General features: G+C 39.2%; 20 protein-coding genes. All 20 read right to left on the minus strand.

The window, feature by feature from the left end:
* A partial coding sequence (locus tag BLR42_RS06005; protein WP_139165110.1) for a LytR/AlgR family response regulator transcription factor occupies window positions 1-366 on the minus strand: 366 nt, incomplete at its 3' end.
* A 235-nt stretch (window positions 367-601) separates the two neighbouring features.
* Window positions 602-1,384 (minus strand): hypothetical protein, encoded by a 783-nt coding sequence (locus BLR42_RS23510; protein ID WP_242879228.1) that lies wholly within the window; start codon window positions 1,382-1,384, stop codon window positions 602-604.
* 92 nt (window positions 1,385-1,476) lie between these two features.
* Window positions 1,477-2,118, minus strand: coding sequence for a hypothetical protein (locus tag BLR42_RS06015; RefSeq protein WP_091867473.1), 642 nt, complete (start codon window positions 2,116-2,118; stop codon window positions 1,477-1,479).
* A 78-nt stretch (window positions 2,119-2,196) separates the two neighbouring features.
* Window positions 2,197-2,880: a hypothetical protein gene (locus tag BLR42_RS06020; protein ID WP_091867475.1), complete on the minus strand. Its 684-nt coding sequence runs from the start codon at window positions 2,878-2,880 to the stop codon at window positions 2,197-2,199.
* Window positions 2,881-2,930: 50 nt separating this feature from the next.
* Complete coding sequence (locus BLR42_RS06025) at window positions 2,931-3,800, minus strand: hypothetical protein (protein ID WP_139165111.1); 870 nt, start codon at window positions 3,798-3,800, stop codon at window positions 2,931-2,933.
* 70 nt (window positions 3,801-3,870) lie between these two features.
* Window positions 3,871-5,001 (minus strand): M56 family metallopeptidase, encoded by a 1,131-nt coding sequence (locus BLR42_RS06030; RefSeq protein WP_170832649.1) that lies wholly within the window; start codon window positions 4,999-5,001, stop codon window positions 3,871-3,873.
* 144 nt (window positions 5,002-5,145) lie between these two features.
* Window positions 5,146-5,541, minus strand: a complete 396-nt coding sequence (locus tag BLR42_RS06035; protein ID WP_091867481.1) for a BlaI/MecI/CopY family transcriptional regulator — start codon at window positions 5,539-5,541, stop codon at window positions 5,146-5,148.
* A gap of 121 nt (window positions 5,542-5,662) precedes the next feature.
* The gene (locus BLR42_RS06040; RefSeq protein ID WP_091867483.1) at window positions 5,663-6,274 is read right to left on the minus strand and encodes a hypothetical protein; all 612 of its coding nucleotides are present in this window, start codon (window positions 6,272-6,274) and stop codon (window positions 5,663-5,665) included.
* Window positions 6,275-6,543: 269 nt separating this feature from the next.
* Window positions 6,544-7,914 (minus strand): sensor histidine kinase, encoded by a 1,371-nt coding sequence (locus BLR42_RS06045; protein WP_091867485.1) that lies wholly within the window; start codon window positions 7,912-7,914, stop codon window positions 6,544-6,546.
* Window positions 7,915-7,951: 37 nt separating this feature from the next.
* Window positions 7,952-8,665, minus strand: coding sequence for a LytR/AlgR family response regulator transcription factor (locus tag BLR42_RS06050; RefSeq protein ID WP_091867487.1), 714 nt, complete (start codon window positions 8,663-8,665; stop codon window positions 7,952-7,954).
* A gap of 121 nt (window positions 8,666-8,786) precedes the next feature.
* A complete protein-coding gene (locus tag BLR42_RS06055) occupies window positions 8,787-9,083 on the minus strand; it encodes a DUF5688 family protein (RefSeq protein WP_091867489.1) in 297 nt (98 codons plus the stop codon).
* A gap of 100 nt (window positions 9,084-9,183) precedes the next feature.
* Window positions 9,184-9,414: a hypothetical protein gene (locus BLR42_RS06060; RefSeq protein WP_091867491.1), complete on the minus strand. Its 231-nt coding sequence runs from the start codon at window positions 9,412-9,414 to the stop codon at window positions 9,184-9,186.
* A gap of 12 nt (window positions 9,415-9,426) precedes the next feature.
* Complete coding sequence (locus tag BLR42_RS06065) at window positions 9,427-9,657, minus strand: DUF3990 domain-containing protein (RefSeq protein WP_091867493.1); 231 nt, start codon at window positions 9,655-9,657, stop codon at window positions 9,427-9,429.
* Window positions 9,654-9,872 carry a DUF3791 domain-containing protein gene (locus BLR42_RS06070; protein WP_091867495.1) on the minus strand — a complete coding sequence of 73 codons (219 nt, stop codon included), beginning with the start codon at window positions 9,870-9,872 and terminating at the stop codon, window positions 9,654-9,656. Before BLR42_RS06070 ends, BLR42_RS06065 begins: the two co-directional genes overlap by 4 nt.
* 166 nt (window positions 9,873-10,038) lie before the next feature.
* Window positions 10,039-11,124, minus strand: a complete 1,086-nt coding sequence (locus BLR42_RS06075; protein ID WP_091867496.1) for a hypothetical protein — start codon at window positions 11,122-11,124, stop codon at window positions 10,039-10,041.
* Window positions 11,125-11,228: 104 nt separating this feature from the next.
* A complete protein-coding gene (locus BLR42_RS06080) occupies window positions 11,229-11,768 on the minus strand; it encodes a DUF3592 domain-containing protein (protein WP_026511884.1) in 540 nt (179 codons plus the stop codon).
* Window positions 11,769-12,001: 233 nt separating this feature from the next.
* Window positions 12,002-12,424 carry a DUF3021 domain-containing protein gene (locus BLR42_RS06085; RefSeq protein WP_091867498.1) on the minus strand — a complete coding sequence of 141 codons (423 nt, stop codon included), beginning with the start codon at window positions 12,422-12,424 and terminating at the stop codon, window positions 12,002-12,004.
* Window positions 12,414-12,893 (minus strand): LytTR family DNA-binding domain-containing protein, encoded by a 480-nt coding sequence (locus tag BLR42_RS06090; protein ID WP_049945951.1) that lies wholly within the window; start codon window positions 12,891-12,893, stop codon window positions 12,414-12,416. Before BLR42_RS06090 ends, BLR42_RS06085 begins: the two co-directional genes overlap by 11 nt.
* 20 nt (window positions 12,894-12,913) lie before the next feature.
* Entirely contained in the window at window positions 12,914-13,420 is a 507-nt protein-coding gene (locus BLR42_RS06095) for a hypothetical protein (protein WP_091867499.1), read from the minus strand.
* Between the two features lie 68 nt (window positions 13,421-13,488).
* Window positions 13,489-13,686 carry a hypothetical protein gene (locus BLR42_RS06100; protein ID WP_091867500.1) on the minus strand — a complete coding sequence of 66 codons (198 nt, stop codon included), beginning with the start codon at window positions 13,684-13,686 and terminating at the stop codon, window positions 13,489-13,491.
* Window positions 13,687-13,705 lie beyond the last annotated feature (19 nt).

Raw genomic sequence — 13,705 nt, forward strand, 5'->3', positions numbered from 1 at the left:
CTCAAATGCGGCTTTGGATATTGGTTTAAGAAGATAACCATATGCCCTTACACCAAAAGCATCTCCCATTCTGTCTGGAATACCTGTGACAAATATGATAAGTGGTCTTGAAACCCTGATACTGCGGCCACTTTCTTCAATTCTTTCCCCCAGAGTTTTGGCTGCCTCAATTCCATCAGTACCACCCATAGCTATATCAAGAAAAAGCACATCTATTTTGGATCCTGAATCTATGTCCTTTATGAGGTCTTCAGCTGATGAATACTCCTTTATTTCTGCGTTATACACACTTCCGGAAAGCCATCCGTAAAGTAATTCTCGTACTGCTTTTTCATCATCACAGATTGCAAAACACATTTTTCCCATAAGATGTGAACCTACTTTCTGTTTTTACGTTTTATCTCCATTTCCATACATACTGCCCAAAAGCCAAAAGCATATAGCAGTTAATAACAAAGTCATATCCATAGACATAACAAAAAGCTTAGCATGATCCTTCATGTAAGCTTTTTGAATTCCAACTTTATTTAATCATAACATTTTGCCATCACTCTCTATAGGTCAATGTTATGAATGGTCAGTTTTATGTCATGAGTGGACATTATTCCTTCTTATCAACAGTTGAAGGCAACAGCGATGAAAGTGCATCCGAATATCTTCCCTGGCTATTATATGTTCCGCCACCTCTTGCTGCAGCGTTAGTAATCGCCCTTCCTTTGTCACTCATCTTTGACGCAAACGAATTATACCCGGCGAAAAGTGTCTTTAGTGTTTTTATATCTGAACTCTTAAGCTTATCCTCATCCACCTCAAGCTTATTATTTGCTCCAATGCTTATTCCTACTTTGTTTAGCAAATCCTCATTTACTTCGGTTGTCTTAATCATCCATGTAGCAGATCTAAGCACATCTTTGGTATTTGACTCTGCAGCACCATCCAATGTTCGGTTGTAACTATCCACAAAGCTCTTAACAGCCTTGCTGATACTATCCCAATCGTACTCTTCAGTTACTGTCTCTTCACCTGTTTCCTCATTTTTAGTAGTCTTCTGCTTTTTTTGCCAAAGAGAGTCCTTCATCAGATTCTGCGCAGCTTTCGTCAATGTTCCTGCATTACTTGCCATAGAAGTAAGCTTTGCATGCGAGTCCTTACCTGCAGCAGCATTTTCTGCTTTCTGCTTGGCATAGTATGCTTTCACAAGCTTTTTGTACGAGCCATTTCGGAGCATAGCATAATCAGAAACACTAAAAGGGCTTGTTGCACTTGTGCTGGTATTTATATTTAGCCCCGATAAAAAAGAGCTTGCATTCTGATTATAATCGCTGAAATCATGATCAGATTTATCATAATAACTACCACTTAATGAGTCTCTTATCGTTGACATCTCCTTGCCCTCCTTTGCTTCACTGTGAATGCAATCTTTTTATGAAAATTGATAATTTCATGAAAGAGCTTGTATCCATCATATTCCAGGTCTCAGACCTTAATGTCTATCCTTTTTCTGTGCATCATTAGTTCTTCCAGCCTCTGCTGTTCTGTTAAAGTCTTCCCATCCATGCTTTGATCATTTTCCATTTCTTCGGCAATCAGCTTATCTTCCTCTGGTATATCTTCAACAGATTCAACTGATTCCATGTTTTCATCCATTTCTTCAAGGTTCTCTTCAATCTCCTCAATGGATTCTTCCATCTCTTCCATTTCATCAGCGATATCCTCAAGTTCATCCATGACATCCGCAAGAAGTCCATCGCTCTTCGTGGCTCCTGTTGCTTCTTCGATAAGCTCTTCTTTGCGTTCTTCAGGTGTCTTGGGTGCAGCTTTTTCAGCCGCTTCAGCAATTTTCTCTCCGGTCTCCCATGCCTCGTCAAGCACATGGAATACCTGTTCATGGTTGTATTCCGCTTTAACAGCAGCTATCTGATTATCATAGTCTTCTATCATCTGTAGCTTTCTCTTTATGTCTTCAATAGTTTCAGACTGTATATTTTTCAGATTATGCTTTTGGTTCTCGATAAACGCAATCTGATTATCACGTTTTTGCTGCCGTTCCATCCGGTTCTGCTCTGCCTTGGAGGAAAAATTATTAAACAGTTTTAACCCCTGTATGTTTATGTTCATAAGCAGATCCTCCCATAGATTATTGCTCAGTAGCATTTGCTGTAGTGGCTGCAGTCTCCTCTTCCTTTAAGTAATCACTTAGCGCTGTCCTTCGGCGCTTAGTGTACTACTTAGTTCAGGTGAGCTTTGCGAGCCCTGAACTTCCTTTGATTTATAATAATCATCAAAAAGCTTGTTTGCTGCCTTCAATGTTTCATTACATATGGATGGAAGCTCTCTCCCCCATGCACCTGTAGCCAGATTGAATCCCTTTTCCATAGCCTTCTGCATCTTTTTCATTTTCTCTACATCATCGCCTGCAAGAGCTGATGCAAAGTCAAAAAGTCTCTGAGAAGTCTGCTTTACACCATAATATCCATCTTCAGAAATATCCTTTTGTGCCTGAGCTTTAGTTGCTGCATCTACCTTGAAATTGCCACCAGCCAATCTTTTCCAAAAGCTGTCATCTGTTGCCTTTCCAAAAGCTGAAACCTGACCTTCCAATGTTTTCCTGACAATTTCCAGAAGCTTGTTTCTCTGATCCTCTTCAGCATGTTTCATCTGCTGAACTATTGCTGCTCTGTCTGCAGGTGACTTCTTATTTATGCTATATAACCCTGCATCCTTTTCAGCCGTCTTCTCGTAAACTGCCGCAGATTCTTTATTCTCGTTTGCTACTTCCTGAACACTGTCAGTTTTCTTTCCGTTTTCAGAACTATAGTTTTCTGTGTTCATGACTGAATAATCAGTATTCTGAATGTTTCCTACTAATCCTGTACTCATAACAAATACCTCCTTTATTAACATCTGTTAATCATTTAGTTATAAAAAAGCTATATTTCTGCATCAACCATGCCACCTACTTCTGTCATTCCAGAGTCCTGTACCATCACGGGCATCTCATCTCCGCCAAGTGATAGCGAAACACCGCTATCAAAGCCTGATGAAACTGAAGATTTTCCCAAGTTTTCTTTTTCTGCCTGAAGTCTTTCAAACATTGCCTTTAGATATTTTAAGTCAGCCTTCATGATATCCCTTGCTTCATCAGATCTGTGTTTAGCCTTTAGCTGTTCAAGATCCTGCGGCTCCATAGTCCCTGAGAGTGCCTCAGCCATCTCATCTAGCTCCTGATCTAGCTGAGCCGTTTCCTCAGCCTCTTCATACATTTCCTCAGCAGACATTTCCAGCTTTTCCATAAGAGCTTCGAACTCTTCCTGTTCAAGTTCCTTTATTTCTTCATCAGACTGATCATTTTCTAATGGATTTTCCTGCTCAGAAGGCAATTCTTCGTCCATGTTCTGCTCAGCAGTTTCTTCCATTTTCAGGTTCTTCTTTTTCTTCTCACAGGCACGTTGAACCATTTCCGCATGCAGGATTGCCCTCAGAATCTCTTCATCATCGTATTCTCCGGTTTTCAGCTTCTTCTGAAGGTTCCCAATTTTCATCCTGATCCCGATTGAAACCTGAGCAGCTTTTGCGGAAGTCTTGGCACTTAATACCTGTGCTGAAACCTGCTTGAAGCTATACATAGCAGGTCTCTTCTTTTTAGAGCTGTTACTCGTTTTCCTTGGTCTGGACATAGAGATAGTCCCTACATGGTTACCATTAAGGTCATATAAGCGCTTTGAGTAATACTCTGTATTTCCTCTGATCTGTAGTTCATATCCATACATAGTTATCGCCTTCTCCACTTCGTTCCGCATACAGTCTTACTAAGCTCACAAGTTCGCTAAGTGCGACTAGCATCCTTGCTTCGCTACGCATAAAAATTTTTCATAACCACATTATCATCCAGTTCCATACGTCTATATCATCATGGTTCTCTATTCTGAACACTCCGTCCTTAACGTCAGATGCCGAAAATTCTCCCCAGCCTCCTCCACCGCCAACTCCGGGGATTTTATAATATCCCCCGACAAATACAAATAGAGGCTGCTCTTCTATTTCAGCATCAGGGTATGCTTCCTTTAAAGCTGCTCCATCAATATATATGTAATCCCCATCATACCCTGTAACTATCTTTTCTTCTGTATCTTGTACAACCGTATCCATCTTTGTCATGCTGTAAATGCCACTTATATCCAACGGGTTATTACGCTTGTACGAAAAGCATTTTATTCCAAAGATTGAAGCTATAAGTGCCATTATGAAAAGGATACCACCGGCTAAAACCACTTTTCTGTCATAGCCATTCCTCTCAAGTATCCTGTGAATCCTTTTATTTAGCACCTTATAATTATCATCCCATGCAAAAAGGAACCCCTCTTCGCACTTCATGTTTTTTCGGGACAGCATGATTTCCTTGGCATTTGCCAAAAGTGATTCGCCATAGTCAAAAGGATCAATCCCATTCATTTGCATAGTCACAGCATCACAAACATCTTCAAGATCCCTTTTTATGTACTTTGCAGCAATATGAAGAAAAACATTAGGCCACAAAAGACACCGCACCATATCATATCCGGCAATTATCCAAAGATGTCCCAGTTTAATGTGAGTTTCTTCATGCTTTATAACTATAAGAGCATTCTGCACGTCAAGCTTTTCCGGAATAACTATTATAGGATGGATACAACCTATGCAGAAAGGGGAAATAGTACCCGGATATTTTCTAATTTCATTATCAAAGCTGCATGTCGTGGCTTTATCCAGCCCCTTCACAAATTTATGTAGTCGCCTTCTTCTGTATATAAAATATGCCGCAAATATGAATATTCCAACTATATAGATAATTGAAACGATCCTGTGTGCACATAACAGATCCCATCTGCCCAATGTATACCACCCGGCTTTGGTTTCGAAAATAAGCTTAAGTTTTCCGCAAAATAAACAAAGGATCAATAGTCCCCAAGAAGCAGCCTTCGCAAATACTCTATCTGCTAAGACAGTCTTTCTAAGGAACATAATGATCCCCAAAACCAGTACTGATATAAGCGCACAGAAACCTAAAATGATCGAATAATAAACGACCAAAAATTCAAAAAACTGTGATATATTTGTAAAGAATTGCTGCAGTCCTTGCATAACATACCTCTGCTCATCCGTGAGCTACTTATTCTTCTTTGCATTCTTTATAATGTTTTCAAGTTCCTTTATCTGCTCTTCAGTAAGTGACTCTGCCTCCAGAAAAGCAAAAGCCGCACCTAGTTTATTTCCTCCAAAATAATTATTGGCAAAATCTATGCTCTTTTCACGTCTGCATTCTTCCTTTGTCTTTATGGGAAGATAATGATAAACTCTGCTATCTTTTTCATCTACTGTATATGAAATAAGATTCTTCTTGCACAGCCTGTTGATAAGAACTCTCACCATTCGCTGCGACATTTTGTCCTGTCCGGGAAGTTTCTCACATATCTCTACAGAAGTAAGGTCTCTTCCAGCATCCCAAAGTGTCTCCATTATCAGCCATTCACTCTCACTAGGAAGCATTTCTTCTCTTTTCATGAAAACCTCCTCAATATGCCACATAATCCGATATGTTACCTTTTCATAATAACATATCGGATAATGTGTGTTAATAATTAATAGCTGTTAATGATTTTTTTGGATTTTTTATTTTTTCGACTCAAGTCTTTACATCAATACTCACACTGACGCCTTCTGCTGCAGACACCTCTGTTCCTGTTGATTTTGCAATCTTTTCATCAATATGCGGAACCTTTGTATTGTGCGTGGACTCTGAAACAACGGAAACTTTCACGCCACCGACATCGATCTGCTGTGCTTTTGCATTTTCTTCGTCTGAGAATCCGGATGCCCTTGCCTGTGCATTTGCAACTCTGTCTGCTTCTTCCGCCCTTCTTTCTGATGCAGCCTCCTGAAGATGCTGTTCCTGCCACCTTCTCTCAGCTCTCTTCTTTTCACGCGCTGCTTCAGCTCTTTCATTCTCTTTCTGCAGGGTTGCATCAGTTTCCCTGGCTTTCTGCATTTCCTTATTAGTCTCAGCAATCTGCTCCATATTGTTATTTGCTATGTCTTCAGATCTTTTCTGAGTTTCAGCCAGTTCTTCTTTCTTTTTTGTGGTATCTGCGCCTGATGCCTCATCTCTCTTGATCTCAGCATCCAGGACACCGGCCTTTCCATCCATCTGCTTCTTCACTCCCTGCTGAAGCTGTATCTGTTTCATGGATGTACTGGCAGATATAAGAGACTGAGTCATTACATTTGTTAAAGCCATCTTACTTACCTCCTTCGCTTCGCTCCGCATACAGTCTTACTAAGCTCGCGGTGCTCGCTAAGTGCGACTAGCATCCTTGTATTAAAAATGGAAGTTCTGACCTCACTTCGTTCGTCAGAACACGTTCGCACTATACTCGATACCTCGTTAAGTGCTCACAACCGCCAAGTCCTCTCATCTCTAACAAAGGCTTCGGAAAGTTAACCAAAAACCATTATAGATTTTTCGCGAAAGGACCTTTTTCAATCATGAATGGACTGGTTTTTACATTAAATTACCATCATAGCTGTGAAAATAACTGTATCATCCTCCTGTTCCAGTTGTGTTGTTCCAAAATACTTTTCTGCAATTCTTCGCATATTTTTCAGTCCATAACCATGCTTATCAAAATCCGGCTTCGATGTTCTCACAAGTCCATCCTCATCAGAAATCCATAAAACACCGCTAAAACTGTTCCTGACCTGAACCATGAACATATCACCACTACGCCAGGATTTTATCTCAACAAACGGATTATCCTGACCTTCAGCAGCCCTAATTGCATTTGAAAGAGCGTTATTTAAAATAACACCCACATCTATAGATTCCACTTTTCCTTCCTCCGGATAGTGAAAATCATCTACAAATCGTATTCCGGCATCTTCAGCTTGTCTCCGTTTCTCTGAAATCACTATATCCGTGACTGGATTTCCGGTCTTTGCATTTATGTCTACTGTATGGAAATCCTCAGACCAATCATTTAGGTATTGTAAAGCCTGATCACTATTGTTTTCCTTTATTAGATTACCGAGTACCATAATATGATTGTTGATATCATGCCTAATTCCACGGAAATCCGAATAGACCTTCTCCATGGAATGAACATGCCCTGAAAGTTCGTCGATCTGACTGTGTATAAGTGAGTTTTGCAGTACTTCTTCCTCTGATGCCTTTATTTTATGATAAAAATAGATTACCGCCATCATGGCAAGAAAAGCTATCACTCCGAACACAGCGCATATTCCATGATATACAGGATACCTATGCCCGAAATAGTCACCTGCAGCTTTTTCAAAGGCTTCCTCCATAAATGTACATATCCAGTATGATGCAATTATTGCTATGTATGTTGTGGACAAAAAAGCCAGCTCTCTCCATTCCATTAACTCTTTCTTGCGCTTGTATATGACCTTAATCAGATGAATTCCAAAGCTCAGAACAGCGCACCGTATTACCGCATGAATAGCCTGCGCCAAACCATAAAGCATAATCTGCTGTAAATCTCCTGTCACTTTTGGATTCATAAAAGTCACAGAGCTTATAAGATTCCATGGCAAAACAGCAAGCTCCATTGATATCCACAAAAGCAGATACATCGTCATTGATAAAAACATCTTTTGCGGAGCGTTCACCCTCTCTACGAAAACGGAGGCAATACATACCGCACTGCAGCCAAGAGCATAGGCAGTTACCCCGGAAAAGTTCACCGGAACAAAATACAATATAGACATCACTCCTGCATAGACCACTCCGAGTATAACTGTGCGCACTCTTCTTCTCAGAAAAGGTATGTAAAAAACCGAAACAAGCACTGCATTTAACAGCACATTTGCAATCATCGATATATTATTTACCTGGTCCCACATGGCTTCAGTAATCATTAATTCTCTTCACCTCTATAATTTTTGAAGTAATACCTTACTCCGCTCTCTTTTTGTTGTAATCTATCAAAGCTTTTACAAAAACCTTATAGTTTTGTTTTGAAATAAGTGCTTCCCCCTTAGACATATAGCACTTTCCTGCATCATACTTCTTTACGAATCGCAAATTTACAAGATACCCTCTATGAGTCCTGAAAAAGCCATCACCTACAAGTTTTTCCAGTTCTGAAAGATGTCCATAATACTCAATTTCATCGGTTCTTGTGTGTACGATTATCCTGGCCCCATACACTTCTGCAAATATAATGTCAGAAGCGCATAGTCTTATATGACTGCCTCGTGAGTTCAACATCACATACTTCTTTTGAGGCCTTAATGTAGCTTTGGCTATTTCCTCTTTTGCAGCCTTTATCACGCTTACCAACTTCTCATTTGAGAATGGCTTTACAAGAAAATGGAAAGCTCTCACATCAAAAGCATCAAATACATATTGCTTTTCACCTGTTATAAAAATGATAACAACATCATCACTAATATCACGAAGTTTCCTGGCGACATCCATTCCGGACACGCCGGGCATCATAATATCCAGAAGAATAATATTCGGCATATAACCATCTTGTTCAACAGATCTCAGCACATCTTCCCCTATACCAAAGCTTATAATCTCATCATCCGGAAATGATGATTTCAGCTCCGACATTATTATGTTTCTTATTTTTTCTTCATCATCACATACTGCTATCTTCATAAGGCAATAATCCTCCAAAATATTCGTATCATAAATACATAAGAAAAACTATAATCTCATCACGAAACGACCTTTTTCATTTCTGAAATGATTCTGTTACAGCAGAAATTATTCATCTGCCTTAAACCTTATAACAAAATATATCATATGTATTCGTTAACAAATCCTTCAAATGCATGGATACTGCTCTGTCAACAACACTCTCGTAGCTGTTCCCATCTTCATGTGCCTTGTAAAGCTCTTCGACATTGAGGTTCACACCTATGATCCCATCCTCCGGCTTAACTGTGATGGCATCGTAGTTCTCATTCATCTTCTCTACAGTGTGTGCCTGCACATCGTAGGATTTTCCGGTTCTTGTCTCTAACTCTCTTCTTACATCTTCTACTACCCTGTCTTTGAATTCTTCGTAGTTCATCGCCTACCTCCTTCTGAAAGTAAATAGTTTCAGGCTCAAAATGAGCGCAAAAAAAGCAGCTACCTCGTTTGAGATAACTGCTCTATGTAATAGGCGATTATTATATTTCAGCTTGAACGATATACCCGAAGTTCAGCTCATCCTTATATAAATCATAGATATAAGCAGAGCTTTCACGATAAAGCCCTGTTTCTACATCCTGAAGCTTATCAAAAACCTCTGATTCATAAAAGAAGTTCATAGCCTCGTCATATTCTACGTTCTGATCTTTCGAGATCATTTCAACAATATCCTGAATAGCATACTCTATTAGTTGCTTTTTCTCATTCATGACTAATTTTCCTCAATAATGAAATAGCTGCAGGTGTATGGAATGAATACTGTGAAGATGTCTTTTTATATAAATATAGAGTACAGGTTCACCACCGTAAATCCTAGCAACTCGTTCTGCCATGCGCTCAGCCTGTTCCGGAATATCTATTAAATAGAATCCCCTACCAAAATCCTTATATGGTCTGCAAGCTGACAAGCTGATATTTTGTATATCAACATTACTACCATGATAAAGAATCATATAGTCCCTCCATTTCTCCGGCAAAGAGCTTGTAAATCTTCAACCACATTTTCAAATGATAAAAGATGCTCTTCCTCATAGAAATCCTTCAGGAACTCTATTCCCTTGAAATCTCGAAGATATCTATATGCTTCTTTAACATTCAAATTAAAAGCTTCAGCAAACTCATTAACACATGCAACTATATAATTTATCAATCTTCTCTGATAGCTCATAGCATTTCCTCTTCTAACAATCTTCTATTTAATAATATCATTGCCTTATATTATACCCAAGAGATTTGTTAAAAGATGCGGAGTAGACTTTTGATCTACTCCGCTCGTAAATCATTGTTAGTTTTTTGCATTATTTTATTTTCAATTTTATGGTTTTTGATTCCTTTTACTTTGACACTTTGACCGTGTCTATAAGCACTCCATCGTAGTAAACATTTGCATCTTCTTCAGGAGCAAGATCTTTTGTGTCTACAAGCGTAAAGGACTGATTTGTCTGGGTATCACTCTTTACAGTTATGAGACTATCAATCATAAGGCAGGGATAGACCAGCTGACCGCTCTTGGTTTCAATCATGAACTTTGCAGGATCGAAATCCTTTGGTTCACCGGTCTCATTGTAGAGGTATACTATAAACCAGTACATTCCACCATTTTCCTCCCCATAATTAATCTTTACTTCTCTGCACTGAACCTTATCCTTAGTAATGAACTGACCATCCTTTAAAGAATTTACATCCTCGGAAGAGTCTTTTTTATCCAGAGTGAGTTTTGTATTGGCAATCTTCTCATCAATCATTGCCTGTGCTTTTTTCTGGTACTCTTCTGACATAAGGTAGGAATAGTCAATATCATCACCCTGAATTAGGGCTTCTGCAGATGATTCCTCCGGTGTCGTGGTGATACTATTGATGATGGTCTTTGTAAGCTCTTCAGCCTCATCTCCGTCCTGCCAGAAGGACAGCTCTCCAAAATCATTGCCTGATACAAAAATATAGTTTGCGACAGTGAATTCACCTTCCTCGCCCTCATAGCTCTCCGTTGAGTAATAAAGTCCGAGATCCGTGTCATTTATAGTAACTTCAGTAATGCCGTCAGCATTATATTGCTTTGCTTCTGCTTCGGTATAATCGTACAGATTTTTTCCTTCATTAGGAAACTGGTAGACATCGAAATCCATCAGGAATTCATCGCTCTTATAGTAGGCTATCATGTCATCCTTACGTTCATTATCATATACTTCGCCCTGATAGTAGCTTTTCGGGATTTTGATGAAATATCCGGTGGTTCCGATTTCAATGTATTGGGCATCTTTAAAGGCTTCCTGAATTTTAGCCTCTTTTTCCTCAGTGGTTTCATTGACTGTCTCTGCTGTCTTTGATTCAGCAGAGCTTTTTGGTGCATAGCCATACCCGGAAATAAGAGCTGCCGAGCAGGCTGCTATCATAAGTGTAGAGAATGCTTTTTTGTTCATGCTTGTACCTCCTTGTTTTCCTTGTTAGTCAAATACCCCACGGGCATTTCCAGATGACCATGCTGGCATGGTCTCCTGACTCGTGCCTACGTGTGAATAATAGGTCACTCGTTCTTCTTTAAGAAATGCATCAGTGCAAAACCGATTGCGCCTCCGATTGCTATAACCTTTATAAGGGAAATCACAAAGACCAGAATTCCCAATATGATAAGACCAACTCCTCCCCACCTGAATATATTCAGGAATGTTCCGTCTGATTTGGAGATATCTTCAGAATATAACTCCATAGGATCGTCTGGATCCACATAAATAGTGTAGCTGCTTCCTACATTAAAAGTGTCCTTAAAGGAACTGCTGTAGGTACCTGCTTTTGATGAATAGGTCTGTCCGTTATAGTCATATTCAAACACAGGTGTTACAGCTGATGAACTTGAACTGCTTTTCTCAGAACTCTCTGACCTATCAAAACCTGTTACCGTCGCCTGTACCTGTGCTGTGCACCGTTCCTTTAAACTGGCATTCTGTTTTGCCATGAAGGATGACACAAAAATAAATACTATTCCAAGTATCACCATGATTATGGATCCAAATAGACTTCCTATAGGTCCGGTATTCCTGTTGGTTGTAGTTGTAGTAACTCTCATGGTAAACCCTCCTGTTATCTGTGTAGTTGACTGATGATCATTTGTTACAAGATATAAGCTTTGCTTGTTTGTTGTTTACCTGAAAAATATCATTTCCACTGATGATTCACAATAGAATATGTCTATGTGGTTGTTTTTGATGTCTAAACGGTAATTTTCCTAAAAATAGATCATGTAACAAATGCAATCATAAACAGTAAGCGCTTCCGAAACGAAATGTTTACTTTTTTTCTTTAATCTTTCACATTTTTCATAATTTCAAGATCCCTGTTGATATGCCTTATTTCCTTTTTCCACAAAGCATATTCCACGAGCCATATGATCAGATAGACTGCAGAAAAAAATATAACCACAATTAGTATTATGCTGCGTGGAAACCAGTCAAGTAGCTCACTTACAGCAAGCATTGTGATAAAAGTTACAACATAGTGAGTGAATGTAGCCCTTAAAAGCCCCCAGTCCTCAAAGTCATATACAATTGCTCCGCCATTTGCCATAACTCCTAAAAAGCCTGAACCAAAGAGCTGCATTATCAGGTAGCTCTTATTTAGTGGCTCTGTATCACTGGCATAGAGAACAAACATTATTGCACCGGCTATGAGCCCCAAAGAGAACCCAAAGAGTGCCCTGATTGTAAACTTTGTCCTAATGCTCATGGCCGCCTCCTTTCATCAATGCATTCTTCACATTTTTGACCCTTCTTCTGGCCACCCATGTGCTTTCACCATTTTCCAGTTCTACACCTATTGTTCCGATGGCTGAAAAATCAAATCTCTTTACTTTTTTCAGATTAATGATCTCTGACTGGGAAATACGGACAAATCTTTCTTTATCTAGCAATGCTTCCAACTCACCAAGAGTCATTTTTACCTCATATATTTTTTCTGCAGTCTGCACCATAACCTTTCTTCTTGAGATATAGGCCCTAAAAATCTGTCTTTGAGGCAACATAACCACGCCATCCTCGAAATATGCCGAAATCATAGGGACCTTATTACTGGCATAGGACTGAATAGCAGCTATCACGCCTTCAACATCATCACTGCGCTCTTTGTTTGTAATGGTAACTGTGAGCTTTTCATACGCCTTATCTATGATAAGTTTGATATCAATAAAGTCGGACATTTACCCCACCTTTTAACATATTATTCTGACTGCCCGGCAACGGTTACATTAAATAGCCCTATGAGAAGAATACCTGCTATAAGCGCAGGAACCAGATCCACAAAAAGAAGAATCAATATACTGGTAATTATGAAAGTCTTTTTGTAGGTAGCGGTTTCCGAAAGGGCAAAGGCTTTCCCTGTATCTCTTACATTTTCCATGGTTTTCTTAAGCATTCCGAATATATATATGAATGCAACACAGACTACAGCACAGCAAAGAAGCTGAATTGCAAAGAAAATACCGAAATTTCCGCCTTCTTTTATTGAGGTAAAAGGAATTAGACCAAAGATTCCCATGTCTGCCTCAAGGGATGACTGAGCTGCTGCGACATTGGAGGGATCCTGATAATACTGATTTATGAAGCCATTCATTGCAAATCCACAGACTGCTCCCAACACACTAAATACTAGTCCAATAATAGAGAATGTTCTGAGTACCTTTGCAATTGTTACTGCCGTATTTGAACTCTTTTGAATCTTTTCCATAGTGTATTCTCCTTTTCTTTTGAACTATTTAACTATGCTTTTGTGAGAAATTGTTCCAATATTCAATTTTAATAACTGTTATGATTATTATCGCTGCTTTCTAAGTCTTTTCGTATCATGTAAACAATTCCTGAAAGCACTCCGCCAATCATTGCCGCAATCCAGCTTATATTCCAGGAATTTCCAAAAAATCCCCACAGGAACATAATTAGTACCGATACCATGCTGATTATTGAACATATTGTTCCTGTTTTAATATTCTTCATAGAGTGCCTCCTTTTCTTT

The organism is Butyrivibrio sp. INlla16 (genome assembly GCF_900104155.1).
GTDB lineage: Bacteria > Bacillota > Clostridia > Lachnospirales > Lachnospiraceae > Butyrivibrio.

Coding starts and splice junctions, on each gene's coding strand:
- BLR42_RS23510 (WP_242879228.1), bottom strand. CDS start 1,384: ATGTCAACGATAAGAGACTCATTAAGTGGTAGTTATTATGATAAATCT.
- BLR42_RS06015 (WP_091867473.1), bottom strand. CDS start 2,118: ATGAACATAAACATACAGGGGTTAAAACTGTTTAATAATTTTTCCTCC.
- BLR42_RS06020 (WP_091867475.1), bottom strand. CDS start 2,880: ATGAGTACAGGATTAGTAGGAAACATTCAGAATACTGATTATTCAGTC.
- BLR42_RS06025 (WP_139165111.1), bottom strand. CDS start 3,800: ATGCGGAACGAAGTGGAGAAGGCGATAACTATGTATGGATATGAACTA.
- BLR42_RS06030 (WP_170832649.1), bottom strand. CDS start 5,001: ATGTTCCTTAGAAAGACTGTCTTAGCAGATAGAGTATTTGCGAAGGCT.
- BLR42_RS06035 (WP_091867481.1), bottom strand. CDS start 5,541: ATGAAAAGAGAAGAAATGCTTCCTAGTGAGAGTGAATGGCTGATAATG.
- BLR42_RS06040 (WP_091867483.1), bottom strand. CDS start 6,274: ATGGCTTTAACAAATGTAATGACTCAGTCTCTTATATCTGCCAGTACA.
- BLR42_RS06045 (WP_091867485.1), bottom strand. CDS start 7,914: ATGATTACTGAAGCCATGTGGGACCAGGTAAATAATATATCGATGATT.
- BLR42_RS06050 (WP_091867487.1), bottom strand. CDS start 8,665: ATGAAGATAGCAGTATGTGATGATGAAGAAAAAATAAGAAACATAATA.
- BLR42_RS06055 (WP_091867489.1), bottom strand. CDS start 9,083: ATGAACTACGAAGAATTCAAAGACAGGGTAGTAGAAGATGTAAGAAGA.
- BLR42_RS06060 (WP_091867491.1), bottom strand. CDS start 9,414: ATGAATGAGAAAAAGCAACTAATAGAGTATGCTATTCAGGATATTGTT.
- BLR42_RS06065 (WP_091867493.1), bottom strand. CDS start 9,657: ATGATTCTTTATCATGGTAGTAATGTTGATATACAAAATATCAGCTTG.
- BLR42_RS06070 (WP_091867495.1), bottom strand. CDS start 9,872: ATGAGCTATCAGAGAAGATTGATAAATTATATAGTTGCATGTGTTAAT.
- BLR42_RS06075 (WP_091867496.1), bottom strand. CDS start 11,124: ATGAACAAAAAAGCATTCTCTACACTTATGATAGCAGCCTGCTCGGCA.
- BLR42_RS06080 (WP_026511884.1), bottom strand. CDS start 11,768: ATGAGAGTTACTACAACTACAACCAACAGGAATACCGGACCTATAGGA.
- BLR42_RS06085 (WP_091867498.1), bottom strand. CDS start 12,424: ATGAGCATTAGGACAAAGTTTACAATCAGGGCACTCTTTGGGTTCTCT.
- BLR42_RS06090 (WP_049945951.1), bottom strand. CDS start 12,893: ATGTCCGACTTTATTGATATCAAACTTATCATAGATAAGGCGTATGAA.
- BLR42_RS06095 (WP_091867499.1), bottom strand. CDS start 13,420: ATGGAAAAGATTCAAAAGAGTTCAAATACGGCAGTAACAATTGCAAAG.
- BLR42_RS06100 (WP_091867500.1), bottom strand. CDS start 13,686: ATGAAGAATATTAAAACAGGAACAATATGTTCAATAATCAGCATGGTA.